Raw genomic sequence first — 24,618 nt, 5'->3', positions numbered from 1 at the left:
GCACCCCATGTCGAGCCGGGCCTCGGAACCCCGACTCCCTCGCTCTCTCCCCGCCGTCTTCGCAGGGGAGGAAGGAAGCACCCATGTACGTCACGTACACGAGGTCGACATGCCGCTGACGCCCACCGAGCGGGACCGCCTGCTGCTGTTCACCGCCGCCGAACTCGCCCGGGCCCGCCACGCGCGGGGCTTGCGGCTCAACGTCCCCGAGGCGACCGCGCTCGTCGCGGACACCGTCTGCGAGGCCGCCCGCGACGGGCTGCGCCTGGCCGAGGCGATCGAGCGGGGTCGCTCGGTCCTGGGCCCGGACGACGTGCTGCCCGGCGTCGTCGACGTGGTCACCGAGATCCAGGTGGAGGCCGTCTTCGACGACGGCACCCGGCTCGCCGCCGTCGCCGAGCCGTTCGGGGCCCGGGACCGGAACGACGGCGCCCCCGGTGCCGTACTGCCCGGCCCGGAGGTCCTTCCGTCGCCCGAACCGGTCGTCACGCTCAGGGTGCGCAACACGGCCACGGTCCCGGTCAGCGTGACCTCGCACTTCCACTTCTTCGAGGCCAACCCGCGGCTCGACTTCGACAGGGCCGCCGCCTACGGGATGCGCCTGGCGGCCCCCGCCGGTTCGTCCATCCGCTTCGACCCCGGGCAGGCCGTCGACGTCGGCCTGCTCCCGATCGGCGGGGCGCGTGTCGTCACCGGCTTCGCCGGGCTCGTCGACGGCCCGCTCGACGCGCCCGGCGCCAAGCTCCGCGCCCTGGCGCGGGCCGCGGCCTGCGGCTATCTCGGTGCGACCCCGCTCCGGGACGCCGTGGAAGGGGTACGGGCATGAGCCGGCCGACCCCGCACGGCGGCCACGCCAGCCACGGCGACCACTGCGCCCCCGGAGGCAGTCGGCACATCGACCCGTACGAATACGCCTCCGTCCACGGGCCCCGCGCGGGCGACCGGGTCGTCCTGGGCGACTCCGGGCTCGTCGTGCGGGTGGAGTCCGACTCGCAGAAGCCCGGCGACGAGTTCCTCGCCGGCTTCGGCAAGACCGCCCGTGACGGCATGCATCTGAAGGCCGCGGCCGTTCGCGAGACGTGCGACGTGGTGATCAGCAACGTCCTGGTGATCGACGCCGTCCAGGGCATCCGCAAGGTGTCGATCGGTATTCGCGAGGGCCGGATCCACGCCATCGGGCGTGCGGGCAACCCCGACACCCTCGACGGTGTCGACGTCGTCGTCGGTACGGGGACGACGATGATCCCGGGGGAGGGGATGATCGCCACCGCGGGAGCCGTCGACACCCACGTCCATCTGCTCTCGCCCCGCATCATGGAGGCGTCCCTCGCGAGTGGTGTCACCACGATCATCGGGCAGGAGATAGGCCCGAGTTGGGGCGTCGGCGTCAACTCGCCCTGGGCGCTCCGACTTGCCTTCAACGCGTTCGACGCCTGGCCCGTCAACATCGGCTTCCTCGCCCGTGGCTCCTCCTCGGACGGTGCCCCGCTGGTGGAGGCGCTCGCCGAGGGCGGGGCGTCCGGCTTCAAGGTCCATGAGGACATGGGCGCGCACACCCGGGCCCTGGACACCGCGCTGCGGGTGGCGGAGGAGCACGACGTGCAGGTCGCCCTGCACAGTGACGGTCTGAACGAGTGCCTGTCCGTCGAGGACACCCTGCGGGTGCTCGACGGCCGGACCATCCACGCCTTCCACATCGAGGGCTGTGGCGGAGGGCATGTACCGAACGTCCTGAAGATGGCGGGTGTGCCGAACGTCATCGGTTCGTCCACCAACCCCACGCTCCCCTTCGGGCGTGACGCGGTGGCGGAGCACTACGGCATGATCGTCTCCGTCCACGACCTGAAGACCGACCTGCCCGGCGACGCCGCGATGGCGCGGGACCGGATCCGGGCGGGGACGATGGGGGCGGAGGACGTCCTGCACGACCTCGGCGCGATCGGGATCACCTCCTCCGACGCGCAGGGGATGGGAAGGGCCGGCGAGACCGTACGCCGGACCTTCGCCATGGCCGGGAAGATGAAGGCCGAGCTGGGCCCGATGGAGGGCGACGGCGCGCACGACGACAACGCGCGTGTAATGCGCTACATGGCCAAGCTCACGATCAACCCGGCGATCGCCCACGGCCTCGCGCACGAGATCGGCTCGATCGAGGTCGGCAAGATGGCCGACATCGTGCTGTGGCGGCCGCAGTACTTCGGCGCCAAGCCCCAGATGGTCATCAAGAACGGGTTCCCCGCCTACGGCGTGACAGGAGACCCCAACGCGGCCACCGACACCTGCGAACCCCTCGTCCTCGGACCGCTGTTCGGAGCCCACGGCGCCACACCCGCGGACCTCTCCGTGGCCTTCGTCAGCCGCGCCGCAGCCGAGTCCGGTTCCTTCGGTCGCCCGTACGACGCGCTGGCGACCCGCCGTCGCCGGGTCGCCGTGCGCGGCACCCGGGGCATCGGACCGGCCGACCTGCTCCTCAACTCCCGTACCGGAGACGTGCAGGTCGACGGCCGCACCGGCCTCGTGACGCTCGACGGGGCGCCGCTGCGCTCGGAGCCGACGCACGAGGTCTCCCTGAGCCGCCTCTACTTCCTCTGATCGCCCCGGTTGTTCCCCCGGTTCGTCCGGTTCCTCCGGCGTTCCCCGCGTCTTCTTGCACCCAAAGCCTTGACTGAAAATTCAGTTAGGTCCACGATCCCTTCCATCGACCGAAAAGAGACCCCCAATGACCGGTTTCCGTATGCCTGCCGAGTGGGACGAGCACGAGGGCTGCCTGATGGCGTGGCCCACCCGCGAGGACCTGTGGAACGGCGTCCTCTCCGCCGTGAAGTGGGAGTACTCCGAGGTCGCCCGCGCGATCGCCCGCTTCGAGCCCGTCACGATGGTCGCCCCGCCCGGCTTCGGCGACGACGTCCGCGCCCACTGCGGTGACGACGTCACCGTCCTCGAACTGCCCCTCGACGACTCCTGGTTCCGTGACTCCGCGCCCCTGTTCGTCCTGGACGGCGAGGGGAACCGGGCCGGCGTCGACTTCCGCTTCAACGCCTGGGGCCGCAAGCACCACCCGTACGACTCCGACGACCGGATCAGCGCCCTGCTCCTGGAGCACCTCGGCGTCGACCGCATCGCCTCCGACATGATCCTCGAAGGCGGGGCGCTCACCGTCGACGGCGAGGGCACCCTCATCACCACCGAGCAGTGCCTCCTCCACCCCAACCGCAACCCGGACATGACCCGGGAACAGATCGAGGCCGAGCTCAAGGCCCGGCTCGGTGTCGAGAAGGTGATCTGGCTCCCGTACGGCGGACTGCTCGACACCGAGACCGACGGTCACGTCGACGGCGTCTGCGCCTTCGCCGCTCCCGGCAAGGTCGTCGTTTCCCTGCCCGACGACCCCGAGCACCCCGACTTCGCCCGGATGCGCGCCAACCGCGCGGTCCTCGAGGTCTCGACCGACGCCCGGGGCCGCGCCCTGGAGATCGTCGACGTTCCTCAGACCGCCTTCGGCGAGGTCGCGGGCGCCCGGGTCGAGGTCTCGTACCTCAACTACTACGTGGCCAACGGCGGTGTCGTCGTCCCGGTGGCCGGAGGGTCGCAGGACCTGGCCGCCATGGAGGTGCTCGCCGCCGCGTACCCGGACCGCAAGGTCGTCGGCGTACCGGCTCCGGTGATCGCGTACGGCGGCGGCGGTGTCCACTGCATCACCCAGCAGATCCCCGCGGTCCCCTCCGGCGCGTAACCCCGACACCCCCCTCGGCAACCCCCTCCGTGCCCCTCGGCACCCTCCCACCTGCCGTACCGAAAGAGAGCGCGACGATGAGCACCGCACCGCCCCCGCCCCGCGTCCCGAGACGCCGCCCGGTCAGGACCGCGCTCGCGGCCCTCACCTCGGTCGCCGTGCTCACCGCACTCCCGGCCTGCGCCGGCCCGCCCCGAGGCGGGGCCGACGGAACCGGTGCCTCGTTCGCGCTCTCGGCCGGTACGCCCAGGCCCAAGGGGGACATCGACTCCTTCACCTGGGCCGTCTACGCGGAACCGCCCACGCTCGACCACACGATGGCGTTCGACTACCCGCAGAACACCATCCTCTCCAACGTCTGCGAGAGCCTGATGCGCTGGACACCCGGGCTCACCCTCGAACCCGGACTCGCGGAGAAGGCGACCAACCCCGACCCGACGACCTGGGTGTACGACCTGCGGGGCGGGGTGCGGTTCCACGACGGCCGGACCATGACGGCGGACGACGTCGTCTTCAGCCTCGGCCGGCAGAGAGACCCGAACAACGCCGCCGCCTGGGCGCAGAACTTCCAGAACGTCGCCTCCGTACGCACGACCGGCCCCCTCCAGGTCACCGTCACGCTGAAGAAGCCCGACTCGCAGTTCCCCCAGTACATGGCGACCGCCGCCGGTGTCGTCGCCTCCAAGGCGGGGGTCACCGCGGCCGGAGCCGACTACGGCACCTCCGGCGGCCTCGCCTGCACCGGCCCGTTCACCCTCGGCGCCTGGCAGAAAGGACAGTCGGTCGAACTGCGGCGTTTCGACGGCTACTGGGGCACCCGCGCCAAGGCCGGCAAGGTCGTCTTCCGCTTCCTCACCGACCCCTCGGCCCGTACCAACGCGCTGCTCGGCGGAGAGGCCGACGGCGGCTACCTCATCCCCACCGAGAGCTACGGACGCCTCAAGGAGAGCGGTGTCGGCACCCTCTGGTTCGGCGAGGGCCTCAGTACGGTCAACCTCGGCATCACGAACATGCGGGGCCCGCTGGGCGACGTCCGCGTACGGCAGGCGCTCTCCTTCGCACTGGACCGCTCCGGGTTCGTGAAGGCAGGTCTCGGCGGCGCCGGGACCGCCACCAGCTCCCTCACCACGCGCGCCGCGTGGGCGGGAGCCTCCCCGGACGTGCGCGAGGCGGCCTTCGCCGGACTGCCGCCCACCACGCGGGACGTCGAGAAGGCGAAGGCGCTCGTCAAGGAGGCCGGCGCCACCGGCAAGACCCTGACCGTCGCCACCAGCTCCATCGGCCAGGACGTCTCCCTCCTCGCCACGGCCGTCCAGGCCGCCGGCAGCGAGATCGGGTTGCGGATCAACCTCAAGTCCGTCGCCCCGAACGCCTTCACGGCGCTCTTCACGGACCCCGAGGCGCGCGAGGGCATCGACATGTTCCCGGTGACCTACTACGACTCGATCACCGACCCGCTCGATCTCCTGACGAACTTCAAGACCGGCGCGTACCTCAACTTCGCCGGGTACAGCGACAAGCAGTACGACGCGCTGGTCGAGCGGGCCACCTCGACGTACGACAAGGACCAGCGCCTGCGCATCGAGACCGCGCTCCAGCGGCACGCGGCCGAACGGCTGCCCTGGATCCCGGTGGCGGAGTGGCCGACGGCCCTCTTCCTCAACAAGAGGATCACGGGAGCCCCGACCACCATCGCGTACATGTACTACCCGTGGGCCGCGGACGTCGGCGCCGCGGACACCGGATCCCTCAGCGCGGGTCGGACCGAGCCGGGAGCCGCGCCATGAGTCTCGTCGGCTTCCTGAGATTCGCCGTACGACGGGTCGCCGAGATGGGCGCCACCCTCCTCGTCGCCTCCTTCGTCGTCTTCGCCGCGATGTACCTGGCGCCCGGCAGCCCCGCGAGCTTCCTGCTCTCCGGCCGTTCCGCCTCGCCGGAGGCGCTCGCCGCCGTCAACGCCCGCCACCACCTCGACGCCCCGTTCGCCGAGCGCTATCTACGCTGGCTCGGCGACGTGCTCCAGGGCGACTTCGGACGGTCCCTCACGTACCGCACCGACGTCTCCCGGCTCCTGGCCGACCGGTTGCCCACCACCCTGCTGCTGATCACCATGGCACTCGCCGTCGTCCTCGTCGTGGGACTCGTGCTCGGCCGGATCGCCGCCGTACGAGGGGGCAGGACGGACACGGCCGTCCTCGTCGCCACCGCGTTCGCCGTCGGCACCCCGTCCTTCGTCGCGGCCGTCCTGCTCCAAGGGCTCTTCGCCGTCAGGCTGGGGTGGTTCCCCAGCGGCGGCGCGGGCGACGGCTTCCTCGACATGGTGTGGCACCTGACCCTGCCGGCGATCGCCCTCGCGCTCTACCTGATCGGGATGCTCGCCCGCGTCACCCGCACCGCCATGCTCGAAGCCCTCGAAGGCGAGCATGTGACCGTGGCGCGCAGCCGGGGCGTCCCCGAACGCCTGGTCATCCGCCGCCATGTGCTGCGCAACTCGCTCGGGACCGTGCTCACCACCGGAGGTCTGATCGTCTCCACCCTGCTGGTCTGCACGATCCTCGTGGAGACGGCGTTCAGCATCGGCGGCATCGGGCAGCTCCTCGAACTGGCCACCACGACCAAGGACTTCCCGACCGTCCAGGCGGTCTCCCTGATCGTCGTGGCCCTGTTCATGGCCGTGAACCTGATCGTCGACCTCCTGCTGCCCCTGGTCGACCCACGGATCACCCTCGGAACGAGAGGGGCCACCGCATGACCGCCGTCCTCACCCGACGCCCCGGCCTGTCCAAGCTCACGGCCACCTCGGGCCGCTCGCCGCTCCACCTGGTCTGCCTCGGCTTCGTCGGACTCGTCGTCCTCGCCGCTCTGCTCGCCCCCTGGCTGGCGCCCCATGAGCCCAACGCGGTCGATCTCGGTGCCGCGCTCGCCGGGCCCTCCGCCGACCACCCGCTCGGCGCCGACACCGCCGGCCGCGACACCCTCTCCCGGCTGCTGCTCGGCGCCCGCACCTCCCTGCTCGGCCCGCTCGGCGTCGTCGCCCTCTCGACCGTCGCCGGAGTGGCCGTCGGCACCGCCGCGGCCTGGCGCGGCGGCTGGCTCGACTCCGTCCTCTCCCGGTCCACCGAACTCGTCTTCGCCTTCCCCGGAATGCTCCTGGCGATCCTCGTCGTGTCCGTGTACGGGGAGGGGCTGCTCGCACCCGTCGCGGCGCTCGGCGTGGCCTACCTGCCGTACGTCAGCCGGCTCACGCGCTCGCTCGTCCTGGCCGAACGTGCCCGCCCGTACGTGAGCGCCCATCAGGTGCAGGGGCACTCGGCCTTCCAGATCTGCCTGCGCCACATCCTGCCCAACATCGCCCCCGTCGTCCTCGCCCAGTCCACCATCAACTTCGGCTACGCCCTCATGGACCTCGCCGGCCTGTCGTTCCTCGGTCTCGGCGTGCCCCCGCTCACGCCCGACTGGGGCCGCATGGTCTTCGACGGCCAGACCGCGATCCAGCACGGCTACCCGCTCTCCGCGATCCTGCCGTGCGCCCTCGTCGTGCTCACCGTCGTCGCGTTCAACGTGGTCGGAGAGCGCTGGGCCGACCGCGTAGCCAGGAGAGCCCGATGAGCCCGATGCCCCCACCCACCTCAGCGTCTCCGGCGCCCGCCCTCGACATCTGGGGCCTGCGCCTGACCCTCCCCGGTACCGCCCGCCCGGTGCTCGACGGGGTCGACCTCACCGTCGGTCCGGGGGACACCGTCGCCCTCGTCGGCGAGTCCGGCTCGGGAAAGTCCCTCACGTCACGCGCCGCCCTGGGCCTGCTGCCGCCCGGCGCCGCCACCGAGGGCGCCGTACGGGTCGAGGGCCACGACGTCCTCGCCGCGTCCGCCGAGCGCCTGCGCGCCCTGCGCGCGGGCACGGTCGCCATGATCTTCCAGGACCCTCGGGCCACCCTGAACCCGTTGCGCCGCATCGGGGACTTCCTCACCGAAGGAGTCAGGGCTACCGGGCTCATGGACGGGCCCACCGCCACCGCCCGGGCGGTCGAGCTGCTCCGGGCGGTGGGCCTCGACGACACGGCCCTCGGGACATACCCGAGTCAGGTGTCGGGCGGCATGCTGCAGCGAGTGGTGATCGCCGCCGCGCTGATGGGCGATCCCGCGCTCCTCCTCGCCGACGAACCGACCACGGCGCTCGACGTCACCACCCAGGCCGAGGTGATCGCCCTCCTCGCCCGGCTCCGCGCGACCTTCCGCACGGGGCTGCTGTTCGTCACCCACGACCTCGACCTCGCGGCGGCGATCAGCGACCGCGTGTACGTGATGTACGCAGGACGGATCGTCGAGACCGGCCCCGCCGACGCCCTGTTCGAGCATCCCCGTCATCCGTACACCGCGGCGCTGCTCGCCTCCACGCCCCGCCTCACGGCTCCCGGCGGCCGACTCTCCGCCATCCCCGGGCAGCCGCCCGACCTGCGCACCCCGCCGGCCGGCTGCGCCTTCGCGGCCCGCTGTTCCCTGGCGACCGGGATCTGCCGGGAGTCCGTCCCGGAAGCACGGCCGGCCCAGGGCCGTCCCGAGCATGTCGCCGCCTGCCACCACAGCGACCGGCTCCGGCTCGCGGAAGAAGGAGCGGTCGCCGATGCCTGAACCCCTGCTGCGAGCCGTCGGCCTGAGCAGATCCTTCGCCACGCTCCGGGCCGTGGACGACGTGTCGTTCACCCTGCCGGAAGGCGGTTCCCTCGGCATCGTCGGCGGATCCGGATCCGGCAAGACCACCACCGCCCGCGTCGTCGTCGGCCTGGAGCGTGCCGACGCCGGAGAGGTACGGGTACGGGGCAGGGCCAGGCCCGCCCGGGTACGCGGCCGGGCCCAGCGCCTCGCCCGAGCGCGCGAGGTGCAGATGGTCTTCCAGGACCCGTACCTCTCCCTCGACCCCAGGACCAGCGTCGAACGGGTGCTGCGCGAGACCCTGCGCCTGCACTTCCCCGACCGCGACCCGGAGCCGCGCATCCGGGAACTCCTCGATCAGGTGGGTCTCGGCACCCGCGCCGGCGACGCCCTGCCCCGGCAGCTCTCCGGCGGGCAGCGCCAGCGCGTCGCCATCGCTCGCGCCCTCGCCGTCGAACCGGCCGTCCTCGTCCTGGACGAGGCGGTCGCCGCGCTCGACGTGTCCGTACAGGCCCAGATCCTCAACCTGCTCGCCGACATCCGCGAACAGACCACGATCGGCTACCTGTTCATCACCCATGACCTCGGCGTGGTCCGGTGCGTCACCGACGAGGTCCTCGTCATGCACCGCGGCCGCGTCGTCGAGGCGGGCCCCACCAGCGAGGTGCTCGCCGCGCCGCAACACCCGTACACCCGGCTGCTCCTGGACTCCGTACCGCGTCCCGGCTGGAACCCGGACCGGATCGTGGCGGCCCGCCTGGAGCTGTCGTCCCCGCAGTCACCCCCACTCAGGAGGCAGAAGTGACCCGAGGCTTGAACAGGCGAGGGTTCCTCGTCGCGGCCGGACTGACCGCCGCCGGCGCGGCACTGGCCACGACCACCGAGGGCAGGGCCCGCGCGGCCGCAGGCACCTTCCAGGTACCGGTCGAGGACGTCCGCCACACCCGCACATGGATGGCCTGGCCCGACAGCACGTCCATCTGGGGCAACAAGCTGAGCGGCATCCAGGCGGACATCGCCCTGATCGCCCGTACGATCGCGAAGTACGAACCGGTCGTCATGTGCGCCAACTCCGGCAGCGCCGCCAAGGCGCGCTCGATGTGCGGCTCCACGGTCACGGTCATCACCTCCATCCCCGTCGACGACGCGTGGACGCGTGACTCGGGACCCGTCTTCCGTACGGACGGCCAGGGCGGCCTGGACGCCGTGGGCCTCAACTTCAACGGCTGGGGCAACAAGCAGACCCACGCCAAGGACGCCCTGGTGGCCGAGCGGATCGCCGCCTACGTCGGCGTGCCGTTCACCCGCGCCGCCCTGGTCGGCGAGGGCGGCGCCATCGAGCAGGACGGGGCCGGCACCCTCATGGCGACCCGGAGCAGTCTGGTGAACCGCAACCGCAACCCCGGGAGGTCGGAGCGCCAGATCGAGGCGGCGATGTGCCAGGCGTACGGCGCCTCCAAGGTGATCTGGTTCGACGGCGTGCGTGGCCAGGACATCACCGACGACCACGTCGACGCCACGTCCCGCTTCCTCGCCCCGGGGGAGGCCCTCGTCCAGATGCCCCTCTCCACCGACAACGACGCCTACGCCCGCGACGCGCGCCAGCAGTACAGCATCCTGTCCACCTCGACGACCGCCACCGGAGCCCCCATGGACGCGATGCGCCTCCAGGGCCCCGACTACAACAAGATCCGCTCCACGAACCCGGACTTCCTGGCCTCGTACGCCAACTTCTACCTCTGCAACGGCGCCGTCATCAGCGCCCACTTCGGCGACACGAGGGCGGACGCGGCGGCGAAGGCGACCCTGGCCCGCCTCTACCCGGACCGCGTCATCGAACAGATCGACATCGACCGCCTCGGCACGGGCGGCGGCGGCATCCACTGCGTCACCCAGCAGCAGCCCGCCGTGTGAGACTCAGGCCCCGACCCGCGCCCGTTCCTCCGGTGGTACCGGGGGACGGGCGCTCCCGGTCGGCAGGGAGCGAGGCCTCTTCGCTCCCTGCTGTCCGGGAGCGATGCCTAGAAGACGCCCCCGTGCTCGCCCGCCCTGCGGCCGCGCTCGTCCGGGGCCGTGGCCGCGTCGCCGTAGGTGTACGCGGTGCGGACGTGTCCGTCGCGGGCGTGGACGACGACCTGCGCGGGGGTGTGCTCCTTGGCCCGTTGCCGGGCGGCTTCGATCGCGTCCTGCTGCGTACGGTGCGGCTCGTGCAGGATCCGCCGGCCTTCCCTGCCCTCGACCTGCCACTTCACGCCCGCGGCGGCCGCCCGCTCGCCGGACGGTGCGACGTGGTAGACGGTCCGCTTCGTTGCCATGATCGTCTCCTCCCGGTACGAGCTCGCCCGGGTCGTCCGGATCACCCTGGATCCTGAAGCCAGGCTATACAGGCTTCAACCGTGATCGCACGCCTGCGGGCGCCGGTCCCCGCGCCGGCCTTCCCGGGGCCCGTCGGTCAGGGCGGTGGCCCCGGCCGCTCAGGACGTCACGCGGTGTTGCAGGGCCGGTTGCCAGGTGGGGATCGGCTCCTCGGGCGGGGCCTCCGTGCGGCGGCCGCCCCGGGCGAAGAAGGCTTCCAGGGGGAGGATCGCCGCGCCCACGGTGACCGCGTCCGGGCCCAGCGTGCCCAGTTCGATCCGGGTCCTGCCGGCCGGGTAGCGCAGGGCGAAGGCGGCCGCGTGGGGCTTGACCGTCTCCAGGAAGCGGGAGCCGAGTTGGAGGCCCGCCCAGCCGCCGACCAGGATGCGTTCGGGCTGGAAGAGGTTGATCAGGTCGGCGAAGCCGGCGCCCAGGTACTCGGCGGTCTCCTCCAGGACGGCGAGCGCCGTCGCGTCGGGCTCCACGTCCGAGCCCTCCGGCGGGTACGCGGCCGTGAGCATCGCGGTCAGCGCCGTCTCCTCGTCCGCCCCTGTCGGCGGCCTGCCGCCCGCCTCCCGCCAGCGCTCCAGGAGCGCCTCGGCGCCCGCGTACGCCTCCAGGCAGCCCTGGGAACCGCAGCGGCAGCGGCGCCCCCGGACCCGTACCGTCAGATGACCCCACTCGATCGCCCGGCCCGACTCGTTGCCCTCGCCGATCACGCACGCGCCGACACCCGAACCGAAGAGCACGACGACCGCGTCGGCGACACCACGACCGGCGCCGAACCACATCTCGGCCTGGCCGAGCGTCTTGGAGCCGTTGTCGATGAGGTACGGCACGCTCTCGGGCACCGCGTCCGTCTCCCGGAGCAGCCGCTCAAGGGGGACGGCGTCCCAGCCGGTGGTCTGGCCGTGCACCACGGCGCCGTCCTCGGCGGTGTGGGCGACGATGCCGGGGACGCCGATGCCGACGCCGAGCAGCCGCTCCGCGGGCACGTCCGCCGCGCGCAGCACCTCGGCGATGCCGTCGCGTACGTGGCCGACCACGATGCCGACCTCGTACCGGCCGTGCGGGCCCGGGCCGTCGTTCGCCAACGGCCGCTCCACGCGCGCGAGTTCGGTCAGGGCGAGGTCGAGGAGCTCCACCCTGATGCGGGTCTCGCCGACGTCGATGCCGATCATGCAGCCGCTGCCCGGGCTGACGCGGAGCAGGGTGCGGGGGCGGCCCCCCGCGGAGTCGACGCTGCCGGCCTCCTCCACGAGGCCCTCGGCCAGCAGCTCGCCGACCACGTTGCTGACCGATCCTGAGCTCAGGCCGGTCGCGGGGCCGAGCGTCAGACGGCTCTGCGGCCCGTCGAAGTACAAACGTCGCAGGACCGCGGTGCGGTTCTCCCGCCGCAGGTCACGCACCGTACGGCTGCTCTTCGCTCGCACTCTGCCCCCTGTTCCTGAAGTCTCTGCTCGCAAGATACCCCTGTCGGGGCCCTTGACGCGACCTTCTCTCGGTATTTAACTCACGTCCTAAAATAAGCCGGGGGTGCACGGGGCGAGCGCGGGACGTCTCGCCCGCCCCACCTCCTCCCCGGACTCCGTCACTCCCCGAAAGGGCCTTGAGGAGCCATGCGCAGAATCAGAGCCGCGGTCACCGGTGCCGTCACCCTCTCCCTCGTTCTCACCGCCGCCGCATGCGGGGGCGGCACCTCCGGCGGTTCCGGCTCCAACTCCCAGCCGAAGACGCTCACGTACTGGGCCTCCAACCAAGGGTCCAGCATCGAGGTCGACAAGAAGGTCCTGCAGCCCGAACTCGACCAGTTCGAGCGGGAGACGGGCATCAAGGTGAAGCTGGAGGTGGTGCCCTGGTCGGACCTGCTCAACCGGATCCTCACCGCCACCACCTCCGGCCAGGGCCCCGACGTCCTCAACATAGGCAACACCTGGAGCGCCTCGCTCCAGTCCACCGGCGCCCTGCTGCCCTGGGACGACGCGGCCTTCGCGAAGATCGGCGGCAAGGACCGCTTCGTCGACTCCGCCCTCGGCTCCACCGGCGCCCCCGGCCAGGACCCGGCCGCCGTCCCCCTGTACTCCATGGCGTACGCGCTCTACTACAACAAGAAGATGTTCAAGGACGCCGGTGTCGAGAAGCCGCCGGCCACCTGGGACGAACTCGCCGCCACGGGCAAGCTCCTGAGCAAGGACGGCAAGTGGGCCATCGGCGTCGAGGGCTCCAACCTCTCCAACAACATCCACCAGGTCTTCGTCCTCGGCAAGCAGCGCGGCGCAGACTTCTTCACCGCCGACGGCAAGGCCGACTTCACCTCCGACGGCGCCGTCGCCGCCGTCAAGCAGTACGTCGACCTCATGGCCGCCCACAAGATCGTCGCGCCCGGCAACGCGGAGTACGCCCAGAACCAGTCGCTCAGCGACTTCGCCAAGGACAAGACGGCCATGGTCCTGTGGCAGACCCCCTCCCAGACCTTCGCCTCCCAGGGCATGAGCGAGGAGGAGTGGGGCGTCGCCCCCGCGCCCGTCCCCTCCGGCGCGCCCGGCCAGGGCACCTCCGTCAACTCCATGGTCGCCGGCATCAACATGGCCGTCTTCAAGAACACCAAGAACCTCGACGGCGCCACGAAGTTCGTGAAGTTCATGACCAGCGACGAGGAGCAGAAGACCCTCAACAAGGCCTACGGTTCCGTCCCGCCGGTCAAGACCGCGCAGGCCGACCCCGCCTTCGACACCCCGTCGCTCAAGGTCATCAGGGACACGCTCGCCACCAGCGCCTCCGCCCTGCCGCAGGTCCCCGAGGAGTCCCAGTTCGAGACCGTCGTCGGCACCGCGGTCAAGGAGCTGTTCGCCGACGCCGCCGCCGGCCGCCCCGTCACCACCGAGTCGGTGAAGGCCGCGCTCGACAAGGCCCAGCAGCAGATGCCCAAGAAGTAGGCACGGACCCCTCATGACATCGACCGTCACGCACCAGGCAAGGCCGCGGACGGTGCGGAAGACCCCGCCCGGAGAGGCGCGCACCCCGCGCCGCCGCTCCGGGCGGCTGCGCCGCATCTCGCTGCCGTACCTGCTGCTCCTGCCCGCCCTCGCCCTCGAACTCCTCGTCCACCTCGTGCCGATGCTCATCGGCATCGGCATGAGCTTCAAGGCGCTCACCCAGTTCACCATCCGGAGCTGGGGCGACGCGCCGTGGACCGGCCTCGACAACTACACGCTCGCGATCGACTTCGACGCCCCCGTCGGGCAGGCCCTCCTGAAGTCCTTCGTGACGACCTGTCTGTTCACCGTCGCGTCCGTCGGCCTGTGCTGGCTCCTCGGCACCGCCGCCGCCGTCTTCCTCCAGGAGACCTTCCGCGGCCGGGGCCTGCTGCGCGCGCTCTTCCTCGTGCCGTACGCCCTGCCCGTCTACGCCGCCGTCATCACCTGGGCGTTCATGTTCCAGCGCGACAACGGACTGATCAACCACGTCCTGCACGACCAGCTGGGCATCGGGGACAGCCCCGCCTTCTGGCTCATCGGGGACAACAGCTTCTGGGCCCTGCTCATCGTCTCCGTCTGGAAGGGCTGGCCGTTCGCCTTCCTCACCGTCATGGCCGGCCTGCAGAACATCCCGCGCGACCTGTACGAGGCCGCCGCACTGGACGGTGCCGGGGTGTGGCGGCAGATCAGGCACATCACCCTGGCCTCGCTGCGACCGGTCAACCAGGTCCTCGTCCTCGTGCTGTTCCTGTGGACCTTCAACGACTTCAACACGCCGTTCGTGCTCTTCGGCAAGGCGGCGCCCGAAGCGGCCGACCTGATCTCCCTGCACATCTACCAGTCCTCGTTCCAGACCTGGAACTTCGGCACCGGCTCGGCGATGTCCGTCCTGCTGCTGCTCTTCCTGCTCCTCGTCACGGGCGTCTACCTGCTTCTCACCAGCCGAGGAAGGAAAGCCGGAGATGTCTGAGCCCGCCCTGCGGCGGAGCCCTCGCTCCCCGATGGCCGCGCCCCGTTCCCCGATGGCCCCGCCCCGCTCCTTCCTGTGGACCCGGCGGATCTTCCTCACCCTGCTCACCGGTTTCGTCCTGCTGCCGGTCTACGTGATGGTCTCCAGCTCCCTCAAGCCGCTGGAGGACGTCTCGGGGAAGTTCCAGTGGCTCCCCTCGGGGATCACCCTCCGGCCGTATGTCGACATCTGGCAGACCGTCCCGCTCGCCGACTACTTCGTGAACTCCCTCGTGGTGGCCGGCGCGGCGACCGTGTGCTCCGTGGTCGTCGCGGTCTTCGCGGCGTACGCGGTCAGCCGCTACGGCTTCCGCGGCAAGCGGGTCTTCACCGTGACCGTGCTGTCCACGCAGATGTTCCCCGGCATCCTCTTCCTGCTTCCGCTGTTCCTCATCTACGTCAACATCGGCAACGCCACCGGGATCGCGCTCTTCGGCTCGCGCGGCGGGCTGATCCTGACGTACCTCACCTTCTCGCTGCCGTTCTCCATCTGGATGCTGATCGGCTACTTCGACTCGATCCCGCGCGACCTCGACGAGGCGGCCAAGGTCGACGGCTGCGGGCCGCTCGGCGCCCTGTTCCGGGTGATCGTCCCCGCGGCGACACCGGGCATCGTCGCCGTCGCCGTCTACGCGTTCATGACCGCGTGGGGCGAGGTCCTCTTCGCCTCCGTGATGACCAACGACACCACCCGTACCCTCGCCGTCGGCCTGCAGGGCTACGCCACCCAGAACGACGTGTACTGGAACCAGGTGATGGCGGCCTCCCTCGTCGTGAGCGTCCCCGTCGTCGCCGGCTTCCTCCTCCTCCAGCGCTACCTCGTCGCAGGCCTGACCGCGGGTGCGGTCAAGTGACGCCTTCCTTCTTGCAGATGTCCGCGCAGATGTCCGCGCAGATGTCCGCGCAGATGTCCGCGCCGTCGTCTCCGGCGACAGCCGCGCAGATGTCTCCGCCGATGCTTCCAGCGACGTCCGCGCAGACGTCCCCACCGATGTCAGAGAGGTCCTCCGTGTCCGACTCCACCGACGCCCGCACGCTCGACCTGGGCGCCTTCCCCGCCGGTTTCTCCTGGGGCACCGCGACCTCCGCCTACCAGATCGAGGGCGCCGTGGCCGAGGACGGCCGCGGCCCGTCCATCTGGGACACCTTCTCCCACACCCCGGGCGCCATCGACAACGACGACCACGGCGACATCGCCTGCGACCACTACCACCGCTGGCCCGAGGACATCGCCCTGATGCGCGACCTCGGCGTCGACGCCTACCGGTTGTCCATCGCCTGGCCCCGCATCCTGCCGACCGGCGACGGGCCGCTCAACACGCCGGGGCTCGACTTCTACGACCGGCTCGTCGACGGCCTCCTCGACGCCGGGATCACCCCCTCGGTCACCCTCTACCACTGGGACCTGCCCCAGGCGCTCCAGGACCGCGGCGGCTGGGCCGAGCGGGAGACCGCCGAGCACTTCGCCCGGTACGCCGAGATCGTCGCCGCCCGCCTCGGCGACCGGGTTCCCCAGTGGGCCACCCTCAACGAACCGCTCTGCTCGGCCTGGATCGGCCACCTCGAAGGGCGCATGGCGCCCGGCCTGACCGACCTCACCGCCGCCGTCCGTGCCTCCTACCACCTGCTCCTCGGCCACGGCCTCGCGACCCAGGCCGTCCGCGCGGCCGCCCCCGCCGCCCAGGTCGGCATCGTCACCAACCACTCGACCGTCGCGCCCGCCTCCACCCGGCCCGAGGACATCGCGGCCGCCACCCGCATGGACGGCCACACCAACCGCTGGTGGCTCGACCCCGTGTACGGCCGTGGCTTCCCCACCGACATGCGCGAGCTCTACGGCGTCGAGCTGCCCGAACGGCCGGGCGACCTCGCCACGATCGCCGCGCCGCTCGACTGGCACGGCGTCAACTACTACTTCCCGGTGACCGTCGCCGACGACCCCGCCGGACCCGTCCCGTACGCCCGCGAGGTGCGTCTGCCGGACGTGCCGCGCACCGGAATGGACTGGCAGATCGACGGCGACGGGCTCGAAGCGCTCCTGATGCGGCTCACCGACGACTACGGCGCCCGACGGCTGTACGTCACCGAGAACGGTTCCGCCTTCCCCGACAGCGTTGGCCCGGACGGGACGGTCGACGACCCCGAGCGGACCGCGTACCTGGAGGAACACGTGGCCGCCTGCGCCCGCGCCCTGCGCAAGGGCGCGCCGCTCGCCGGCTACTACGCGTGGTCCCTGCTCGACAACTTCGAGTGGGCCTACGGCTACGACAAGCGCTTCGGCCTCGTCCACGTCGACTACGCCACGCAGCGGCGGACGACGAAGGGGAGCGGGTTCAGGTACGCGGCCATCATCCGCGCCCACCGGGGCCTGACCGCCTGACCGGCGCCCCGTGGCGGGCCCCCGCCGGGGGGGGGGGGCCCGCGCCCCGGGCCATCAGGCCGTTCGCGGCGAACACGCCGTCCAGGTCCGGGTGTTCGCCATGCTCTCAGGCTTAAGGCAAGTCGAAAGAAAAGTGCCGTCAGAGTTATTGACCGTCAGATTCGAGGCCCTGCAAGGTGTCGGGAGAGCGCTCTCCCGCTTCCGTTCCCTACAAGGAGCCCCGCATGTCTCCCCTTGGGCAACACCCACCCCTCACGTCACGCAGAAGCGGACGCAGCCGTGGACCCGCACCGGCCCGGCGCGGAATCGCCGCGGCCGTGGCCACGGCCCTGGCCGGCGCGCTGCTCGCGCTGACCCCGGCCACCGGCGCGCAGGCGGCGCCCCTGCCGGCCTCGCAGGGCAAGCCCGTCACCGCCTCCAGCGTGGAGCAGCCCGGCACCGCCGCAGCGGCGGCCGTCGACGGCGACCTCGGCACCCGCTGGTCCAGCGCCTTCTCCGACACCCAGTGGCTCCAGGTCGACCTCGGCGCGCCCACCGCGCTCGCCCGGGTGGAACTGCGCTGGGAGGCGGCCTACGCCACGGCGTACCGCATCGAGCTGTCCACGAACGGCACCGACTGGACGACTGCCCACTCCACGACCACGGGAGCCGGCGGCACGGAGGTCGTCCCCGTCTCCGGCACGGCGCGCTACGTCCGCCTGCAGGGCGTCACCCGCGCGACCGGATACGGCTACTCGCTCTGGGAGTTCCAGGTGTACGGCACCGACGGAGGCCCGGTCATCCCCGGCGGCGGCGACCTCGGGCCGAACGTCCACGTCTTCGACCCGTCCACACCCGGCATCCAGGCCAAGCTGGACGAGGTCTTCAAGCAGCAGGAGTCGGCGCAGTTCGGCAGCGGGCGCCACGCCTTCCTCTTCAAGCCCGGCACCTACAACGGGCTCAACGCGCAGATCGGCTTCTACACCCAGATCGCGGGGCTCGGTCTGCGCCCCGACGACACGTCGATCAACGGCGACGTGACCGTCGACGCGGGCTGGTTCAACGGCAACGCCACCCAGAACTTCTGGCGTTCGGCCGAGAATCTGGCCCTCAACCCGGTCAGCGGCACCAACCGCTGGGCGGTCTCCCAGGCCGCTTCCTTCCGCCGCATGCACGTCAAGGGCGGCCTCAACCTCGCCCCGAACGGCTACGGCTGGGCCAGCGGCGGCTACATCGCCGACAGTAAGATCGACGGCCAGATCGGCAACTACTCGCAGCAGCAGTGGTACACCCGCGACAGCTCGATCGGCGGCTGGTCGAACTCCGTCTGGAACCAGGTCTTCTCCGGCGTCGAGGGCGCCCCCGCCACCAGCTTCCCCGAGCCCCGCTACACCACCCTCGACACCACCCCGGTCTCCCGCGAGAAGCCCTTCCTCTTCTGGGAGGGCGGGGAGTTCAAGGTCTTCGCGCCCGCCAAGCGGACCGGCGCGCGCGGCACCACCTGGGCGAACGGCACCGGGCAAGGGACGGCGATCCCGCTCGGCCAGTTCTACGTCGTCAAGCCCGGTGCCACCGCCGCCACGATCAACGCGGCCGTCGCCCAGGGGCTGCACCTGCTCTTCACGCCCGGCGTCCACCACGTCGACCGGACCATCGAGATCAACCGGGCCGACACCGTCGTCCTCGGGCTCGGACTCGCGACGATCATCCCGGACAACGGCGTGACCGCCATGCGCGTCGGTGACGTCGACGGCGTCCGGCTCGCCGGCTTCCTCATCGACGCCGGACCCGTCAACTCCCCGACACTCCTGGAGGTCGGCCCGCAGAACGCCTCCGCCGACCACGCCGCCAACCCCACCACCGTGCAGGACGTCTACATCCGCATCGGCGGGGCCGGCGCCGGTAAGGCGACCACCAGCATGGTCGTCAACAGCGACGACACGATCATCGACCACACCTGGGTCTGGCGCGCCGACCACGGCGAGGGCGTCGGCTGGGAGACCAACCGGGCCGACTACGGCGTCCGCGTCAACGGCGACGACGTGCTCGCCACCGGCCTGTTCGTCGAGCACTTCAACAAGTACGACGTGGAGTGGTACGGCGAGCGCGGCCGCACGATCTTCTTCCAGAACGAGAAGGCGTACGACGCCCCGAACCAGGCCGCCATCCAGAACGGCAGCACCAAGGGGTACGCCGCCTACCGGGTGGACGACTCGGTGAACACCCACGAGGGCTGGGGCCTCGGCAGCTACTGCTACTACAACGTCGACCCGACGATCCGTCAGGCACACGGCTTCAAGGCCCCGGTCAAACCGGGCGTGAGGTTCCACAGCCTGCTCACCGTCTCGCTCGGCGGCAACGGCCACTTCGACCACGTCATCAACGACATCGGGGCGCCCACCGCGGGCACCGAAACGATCCCCTCGACCGTCGTCTCCTTCCCCTGACCCACCCACCGGTGTCCGCCCGCCGCCACCGCGGGCGGACACCGCGCCGCCCCTCTACAGGTCGATCGCCCCGGCCGGGGCCGGACCCGGCTTCGGCGGCTTGGGGCAGAGGCGCTTCACTGCGGCGCGGAGTTCCGGTTCGCAGGGGTGATGGGAGAGGCCCGAGCCCTCGATCCGCTTCCACAGGCGTGGGGCGATCAGAGGGTCGGCGAAGTAGTCCCGCAGGATCGTGGAGTTCTTCGTCTCGCGGGTCAGCAGGGTGACGAGTTCAGGGCTGGCCGAGGTTGCCTCGTACCACTGGGTGTCGAGCGTGCCGGTGGTCGGGAGCAGGCCTGCCCGTACGGCCGCGATCAGGACCCGGCCGGTCGCCTGGGGGTGCCACTGCTGGGAGCCGGACCGCTCGAAGAGGTCCACGGCCTCCGTGACCGTCGACACGGACCAGTCCGTGCGGGGCAGCCAGGTGGCAGCCCAGGCCACCGCGGACGTGTGCGCCACCACGTTGGGCCGCAGCGTCGGGACGACGCCCGGGAGGTAGCGCTGCGCGGAGCACTCGTGGAGTGCCTGGGCCGCCCACCCGATGCCGAGCCAGTGCGCCTCCGCGTCCACGACCAGGTGGCGCCCGGCCACCTGCTCGATGAGCCGCCCCACCGCCTGGGCCAGAGCGTCGGCGGACCTGTTCGCCCGGTGGACCACCTTGAGGAGCTTGCTCGCCTGGTGGGGCCCCAGCGCGTTCGCCAGGACGTCGGCGTTCACCCCGAGCACATGGTCGAGGATGTCGTTGAACGCCTTGCCCGCACCGGTCAGCCACAGGGCCTGGAGCAGTCCGGGGATCTCCTGCATGTCCGACCGCAGGCCCAGCCGGAGCCGGTTGATCAACCGCTTGACGTTGACGCTCGCGGCCAGCTGCTCACCCCACTGCGGCTCCCACATGTGGGCGAGCGTCAGCACCTCCAGAACCGCCCGAGGGCTGGCGAAGAGGTGCATGGTGGATTCCAGCCGGTTGGTGACCAAGGTGTGCATCCACTCGGTCTCCTCGGTGCGGTTGGTCACCCCGAGCCGGGCCAGGGCGCGCCCCACATGGCCCTGGGTCAGCGGGTCCTGATCGAACTTGAAGGCTTCGACGAGCGTCAGCCAGCGCCGCCGTTCCTTCCGCAGGGCCGCGAGCTCCGACTTGCCGAGCCCCGGCACGCAGCGCTCCACCTCGCTCAGCAGCTCGGCGGTGAGCGGTGGATGCACGACGCTGCGCAGCACGAGCTCCCGCAGGTGGGAGAGGTCCTGTCCGGCGTGCGGCCGACTCAGGGCGTCCACGGCCGTGGCGGCGTTGCTCGGTTCCAGCGTACGGAGCTGGCCGAGGGTGGTGGTGAAGGCGCCGATGCTGCGGCCGACCTGCAGTCGCTCGGCCCAGTCCCATTGGGGGTGCTCGTCCTTGAAGTAGCGCAGGACGATCCGGGTCGCGTCGACCTCGCCTCCGGCCCGCAGGGTGTCGGCCATCACATGCAGCTTCTGCGCCACGTTGCTCGCACTGCTCAGGAGCGGAGCGTGCACGGCCTTGTCCATCTTGATCCGGTTCGCGTAGTCGACTCCGATGTCGGGCACGAGTGCGAGACCAAGGCGGTGGGTGTGCACCATGCTCTCCGGGTCGAGCCCGATCTGGGACATCCGGTCGCAGAGGACCTTCCGGTCCAGCTTCGCGGCCAGCTTGTGGAGGAAGCTCTGGCCGAAGTACTCGTCCTGGATCAGGAGCATGGCCAGGCGTGGACCCCAGGGCCGGGCCGTGCCGCGCTGGGTGTGGATGCTGGAGACGACGAGCCCGAGCGCCCCCTCCTCGATGTCCTGCCGGTAGTCCGCGCCCGCTTCCCACAGACCGCGCAACAGGTGGTAGACGATGGCCGGCCGGCGCTCCCGCCGCATGACGTTCTCGACGAAGTCCTGCCCTATCTCCATGGCGAGCCGATAGCTGAACCGGTCCTTGGTGGCGCAGTAGAGGTCGTCCACCCGGCTGACGGCGCTGAGCAGCATTCCGGCGCCCCGCGCGTCCTCGAAGCTGCGGACGGTCTTGGCCAGTTCGCGGGCGAGCCCGGCATCGGCGACCAGGTCGGTCTCCCGGTTGTCCCGGGTCTCCTGGTACAGCAGCGTCCTCAGCGTGCCGCCGTGGATGTTGCGGACCGTCGAGATGAGGATGGCCGCCTCGGCGGGTGGTGCCGCCTTCACCACGGGCACCAGGGTGCGCCCGAACTTCAGATGGTTGAGCAACCGGTTGCAGAGTCCGCGGTTGCTCTGCGCCAGGTCGAACAGGGCCTGGCTTATCTGGATGGCGTCCGAGTGCGCCAGAGCGGCCTGGAGCTGGGACTTGTACTGCTCGATGATCTGGTCCCAGTCGCCCGTGCCGTCGAAGTGCAGCCGCAGTGAGATCCACGACAGGATGGCGGCGAGGGACCTGTCCTTCGTGGGAGCGGACTCGATCAGGAGCTGCGCGGGCTTGAACAGGGGGCGCAGCACCGAGGCGGGACTGTCCTCCCGGGCGCTCGCCGCCTGCCGCGACTTGGCGAAGATCAGATCGTCCATGCGCCGTACGGCGATGAGGTCGCGGTGGTTCGCGGGATCGGCATCACGGACGAGTTCGTTCGTGCGTTGCTCGAACCAGTCGCAGACGGTCGCCGTGGGCGTGGTGCCCTCACCCGCCAGCTTGAGCAGGGCGTTGACGAGGTGGTACCGGTCCGTGACGCTGGAGGGCCTGCCGAGGGCCGTGTCCAGGCCACCCTCCGGTTGTCCGACCCATGCGACGAGGTCCGCGAGGATGTTCGTCTCGGACAGTCGGAACTCGTCGTCCCACAGCGCCGTGAGCCCGAACGTGAGGTCACGGACCGTCAGATCGTCGACGCTCATGAGGTGTTCGAGCACGGCCGGAAGGGCGGCGGCGGTCCATTCGGCGTCACTGTTGCGCCGGCACAGCCGTAGTACCGAAAGCGCCTTACGGGGGTGGGCCTTGGCCGCCCAGACCGTGATCGCCTCGCGGATCGAGGTGAGTTTGAGCAGCAGCGCGAGCCGTTCGGGCGCGTAGGCGGCGCACTTGCGCAGCAGCGCGTCGAGCCGCGGCCGGTTGTCGTCCCGGAGGAGCCCCAGGACGTACGGCTCGAGTTGGGAGGGGAAGTCGTCCAGCCCATGGGGGCTCGCGGCAACGATCAACGCCTCGGCCCGGATGGTGCTGGGGATGCGCGCGAGCCCGTGGTGGACGACCACACCGAGGGCCTTGCGCGTCTCCTCGGGGATGACCCGCACATGGGAGGTCGGGACCCCGTCGTCCAGCCACGACACCGCCGCCAGCAGGTACATCGCGGCGCGGGCATCGGGGTCGAGGGCGTCACAGACGGCCTGTGCCCGTGCCCGTACGCGGTCGGCCCCCAGACCCCTGTCCGGCAGGGTCCCCGCGGCGGCCGGCTTGGCCGCGGGTTCCTCGCGCAGCAGATCGGCCAGCAGACCGAGATCCCCGTGGCACGCCTCGACGGCCAGGCCGACGGCCGCCGAGTCGTCGGCGCGGACCCGGTACTCCCCGGGCGCCTGGCGGATCATGCGCCGGGCCAGGTCGGGGACCTCCTCGGGCGGAACCAGGGTGACGTAGGCGGTCACCCCGTGGTTCTCCCATCGGTTGGTGGCCCCGTCGACATAGCGGGTCAGCGCGAGCACGCCCACCTTGAGCTCACCGAGACACTCCAGCGCCTCGCCGACGTTGCCGTCCTCCAAGGCCTGCAGGTCCTCCAGGACCACGAGCACCTTCCGGCGCGTGGGGTCGACACCGGTGGCGGTGAGCGCGGCGCGGACCACGGGCAGCAGGTCGCCGTCCGAGGGCAGTTGGCGACTGTCGGGGGACAGGACGAGGGTCTGCCAGCCGGCGGCCTCCAGCTTCCGCACCACCTGCTGGGCGCACACCGTCTTTCCGCTGTTGCGCGGCCCCGACTGGATCACCCGGGACAGGGGTCGCTGGTGGTACCGCTTGAAGAGGAAGGAGGACCGCTCGAAGTCGACCACGCTCTTGTCGGCCGGTCCGCTCCACCCCGGCTCGGAGTCGCCGGCCGCGGTCGAGTGGAGGATGCGCCACTCCTCCTCGTCGAGGGTCTTCGCGGCCCTGCGCCCCACCGCGGCATCCCACTGCTCCCCCCAGAGCAGGCGGGCGGCGCCGAGCAGGGTCGGCTCGGCATCGGACTCGTCCGTCCCGTCCCGGCGCAGCCGCCAGCCGTCGGTGTCCCGCCACAGGACGTCGAGTCCGGCCTCGGCGGCGGCCTCCATCGCCTGCTCGATCACGGTCGGCGGCAGCCAGTCGCCGTCCTGCGAGATGCCCGCCAGGGCGAGCACGCCCAGGCTGCCGAGGTCCGGGAGACCGCCCTCGGCGGCGAGCCAGGACAGGGCGACAGCGGCCGGGGCGGAGTCGGGGGCGACCGTCGAGGGGCTGAGGACGTACGGCGCGTCGACGCGCGGGTGGACCTCGGCGGAGAGCTTGCGGCCCACGGTCGCCACCAGGGGCCGTGCCGCCTGCAGACCCCGGTCGATCGCGGCGGGATCGGGCAGCGGCGACGAGGGCAGGGCGCCGTCGCGGGGATCGAGCACGATGTCCGCGCCGGCGATGACGTACCAGTCGTCCACCGGTGCCAGCAGAAGGGGCACCCCACCCACCGGCGCGGGCTTGGGCGCGTCGCCGCCAGCGGTCCCCACGCCCTCGGCTCGGGTCACCAGCTGGTCGAGCTCGGTCAGCAACTCGGTGTCGAGCTCGCCGAGCAGGTCCCCCAGGTCCGTGGCCCCCTCCTCCGCGTACTCGAAGAGGAGCGCGCCGGGGCCGATCGGCTTTCTCTCGTCCGAGAAGTCGAAGGGGCGTCGAGGCAGCGGGATCTTTCTGTCCAGGGCCCTCTGCCCGAGGCCGATGACCGTGCGGAGCCGGGACTCGACGCGGACCCGGTCGGCCGACGGACCCATCAGATCCGTGGCGAGCGCGTGGAGCGCCATGTGCAGTTCGTGGGTCAGGGACGACTCCCTGCCCACAGTGGACGAGATCGGGTTCTCATGGCTCACGCTCGACTCCTCGACTCCCCGTGTG

18 protein-coding genes are annotated in these 24,618 nt (G+C 71.3%); 14 read left to right on the top strand and 4 right to left on the bottom strand.

Annotated features, from left to right (window positions below; genetic code table 11):
- Positions 1 to 109: 109 nt before the first annotated feature.
- The 9 genes from ureA to ACGFYP_RS02350 all read left to right on the top strand — a co-directional run bounded on the left by ureA (position 110) and on the right by ACGFYP_RS02350 (position 10,299).
- Entirely contained in the window at positions 110 to 826 is a 717-nt protein-coding gene (gene ureA / locus ACGFYP_RS02390; protein ID WP_393485473.1) for an urease subunit gamma, read from the top strand.
- Positions 823 to 2,592: an urease subunit alpha gene (locus ACGFYP_RS02385; RefSeq protein WP_393485470.1), complete on the top strand. Its 1,770-nt coding sequence runs from the start codon at positions 823 to 825 to the stop codon at positions 2,590 to 2,592. The genes ureA and ACGFYP_RS02385 overlap by 4 nt, the downstream gene beginning before the upstream one ends.
- 127 nt (positions 2,593 to 2,719) lie before the next feature.
- Positions 2,720 to 3,733 carry an agmatine/peptidylarginine deiminase gene (locus ACGFYP_RS02380; protein WP_393485468.1) on the top strand — a complete coding sequence of 338 codons (1,014 nt, stop codon included), beginning with the start codon at positions 2,720 to 2,722 and terminating at the stop codon, positions 3,731 to 3,733.
- Positions 3,734 to 3,810: 77 nt separating this feature from the next.
- Entirely contained in the window at positions 3,811 to 5,520 is a 1,710-nt protein-coding gene (locus ACGFYP_RS02375) for an ABC transporter substrate-binding protein (protein ID WP_393485466.1), read from the top strand.
- Positions 5,517 to 6,485, top strand: coding sequence for an ABC transporter permease (locus tag ACGFYP_RS02370; protein ID WP_393485463.1), 969 nt, complete (start codon positions 5,517 to 5,519; stop codon positions 6,483 to 6,485). The genes ACGFYP_RS02375 and ACGFYP_RS02370 overlap by 4 nt, the downstream gene beginning before the upstream one ends.
- Complete coding sequence (locus ACGFYP_RS02365) at positions 6,482 to 7,342, top strand: ABC transporter permease (protein WP_393485461.1); 861 nt, start codon at positions 6,482 to 6,484, stop codon at positions 7,340 to 7,342. The genes ACGFYP_RS02370 and ACGFYP_RS02365 overlap by 4 nt, the downstream gene beginning before the upstream one ends.
- The gene (locus ACGFYP_RS02360; protein WP_393485459.1) at positions 7,339 to 8,364 is read left to right on the top strand and encodes an ABC transporter ATP-binding protein; all 1,026 of its coding nucleotides are present in this window, start codon (positions 7,339 to 7,341) and stop codon (positions 8,362 to 8,364) included. The genes ACGFYP_RS02365 and ACGFYP_RS02360 overlap by 4 nt, the downstream gene beginning before the upstream one ends.
- Complete coding sequence (locus tag ACGFYP_RS02355; protein ID WP_393485457.1) at positions 8,357 to 9,190, top strand: ABC transporter ATP-binding protein; 834 nt, start codon at positions 8,357 to 8,359, stop codon at positions 9,188 to 9,190. Before ACGFYP_RS02360 ends, ACGFYP_RS02355 begins: the two co-directional genes overlap by 8 nt.
- Positions 9,187 to 10,299, top strand: coding sequence for an agmatine/peptidylarginine deiminase (locus ACGFYP_RS02350; protein ID WP_393485455.1), 1,113 nt, complete (start codon positions 9,187 to 9,189; stop codon positions 10,297 to 10,299). Before ACGFYP_RS02355 ends, ACGFYP_RS02350 begins: the two co-directional genes overlap by 4 nt.
- A gap of 107 nt (positions 10,300 to 10,406) precedes the next feature.
- Here the strand turns inward: ACGFYP_RS02350 and ACGFYP_RS02345 are convergent, their stop codons facing one another.
- On the bottom strand, positions 10,407 to 10,700 hold the full coding sequence (locus ACGFYP_RS02345; RefSeq protein ID WP_361965164.1) for a DUF2188 domain-containing protein: 294 nt from the start codon (positions 10,698 to 10,700) through the stop codon (positions 10,407 to 10,409).
- Between the two features lie 159 nt (positions 10,701 to 10,859).
- Positions 10,860 to 12,173: an ROK family protein gene (locus ACGFYP_RS02340; protein ID WP_393485452.1), complete on the bottom strand. Its 1,314-nt coding sequence runs from the start codon at positions 12,171 to 12,173 to the stop codon at positions 10,860 to 10,862.
- Between the two features lie 186 nt (positions 12,174 to 12,359).
- On the opposite strand from ACGFYP_RS02340, the gene ACGFYP_RS02335 reads away from it, so the two are divergent.
- The 3 genes from ACGFYP_RS02335 to ACGFYP_RS02325 are packed head-to-tail and all read left to right on the top strand — an operon-like array spanning position 12,360 to position 15,580.
- Positions 12,360 to 13,676: an extracellular solute-binding protein gene (locus ACGFYP_RS02335; RefSeq protein WP_393485450.1), complete on the top strand. Its 1,317-nt coding sequence runs from the start codon at positions 12,360 to 12,362 to the stop codon at positions 13,674 to 13,676.
- A gap of 13 nt (positions 13,677 to 13,689) precedes the next feature.
- Positions 13,690 to 14,688: a carbohydrate ABC transporter permease gene (locus tag ACGFYP_RS02330; protein WP_393485448.1), complete on the top strand. Its 999-nt coding sequence runs from the start codon at positions 13,690 to 13,692 to the stop codon at positions 14,686 to 14,688.
- Positions 14,681 to 15,580, top strand: a complete 900-nt coding sequence (locus tag ACGFYP_RS02325; RefSeq protein WP_393485446.1) for a carbohydrate ABC transporter permease — start codon at positions 14,681 to 14,683, stop codon at positions 15,578 to 15,580. Before ACGFYP_RS02330 ends, ACGFYP_RS02325 begins: the two co-directional genes overlap by 8 nt.
- On the opposite strand, the gene ACGFYP_RS02320 is transcribed toward ACGFYP_RS02325, so the two are convergent.
- Complete coding sequence (locus ACGFYP_RS02320) at positions 15,573 to 15,749, bottom strand: hypothetical protein (protein ID WP_393486045.1); 177 nt, start codon at positions 15,747 to 15,749, stop codon at positions 15,573 to 15,575. The two genes, ACGFYP_RS02325 and ACGFYP_RS02320, sit on opposite strands and share 8 nt — an antisense overlap.
- On the opposite strand from ACGFYP_RS02320, the gene ACGFYP_RS02315 reads away from it, so the two are divergent.
- Entirely contained in the window at positions 15,718 to 17,106 is a 1,389-nt protein-coding gene (locus ACGFYP_RS02315) for a GH1 family beta-glucosidase (protein ID WP_393485444.1), read from the top strand. The genes ACGFYP_RS02320 and ACGFYP_RS02315 overlap by 32 nt on opposite strands.
- A gap of 224 nt (positions 17,107 to 17,330) precedes the next feature.
- A complete protein-coding gene (locus ACGFYP_RS02310; protein ID WP_393485442.1) occupies positions 17,331 to 19,532 on the top strand; it encodes a discoidin domain-containing protein in 2,202 nt (733 codons plus the stop codon).
- 54 nt (positions 19,533 to 19,586) lie between these two features.
- Here ACGFYP_RS02310 and ACGFYP_RS02305 read toward each other — a convergent pair whose 3' ends face one another.
- Positions 19,587 to 24,593 carry a hypothetical protein gene (locus ACGFYP_RS02305; RefSeq protein ID WP_393485440.1) on the bottom strand — a complete coding sequence of 1,669 codons (5,007 nt, stop codon included), beginning with the start codon at positions 24,591 to 24,593 and terminating at the stop codon, positions 19,587 to 19,589.
- Positions 24,594 to 24,618: the final 25 nt, after the last annotated feature.

The organism is Streptomyces sp. NPDC048370, from assembly GCF_043200825.1.
Taxonomy (GTDB): Bacteria; Actinomycetota; Actinomycetes; order Streptomycetales; family Streptomycetaceae; genus Streptomyces.
The sequence above is the reverse complement of the archived record's forward strand: the minus strand, read 5'-3'. Positions and strand labels throughout refer to the sequence as shown.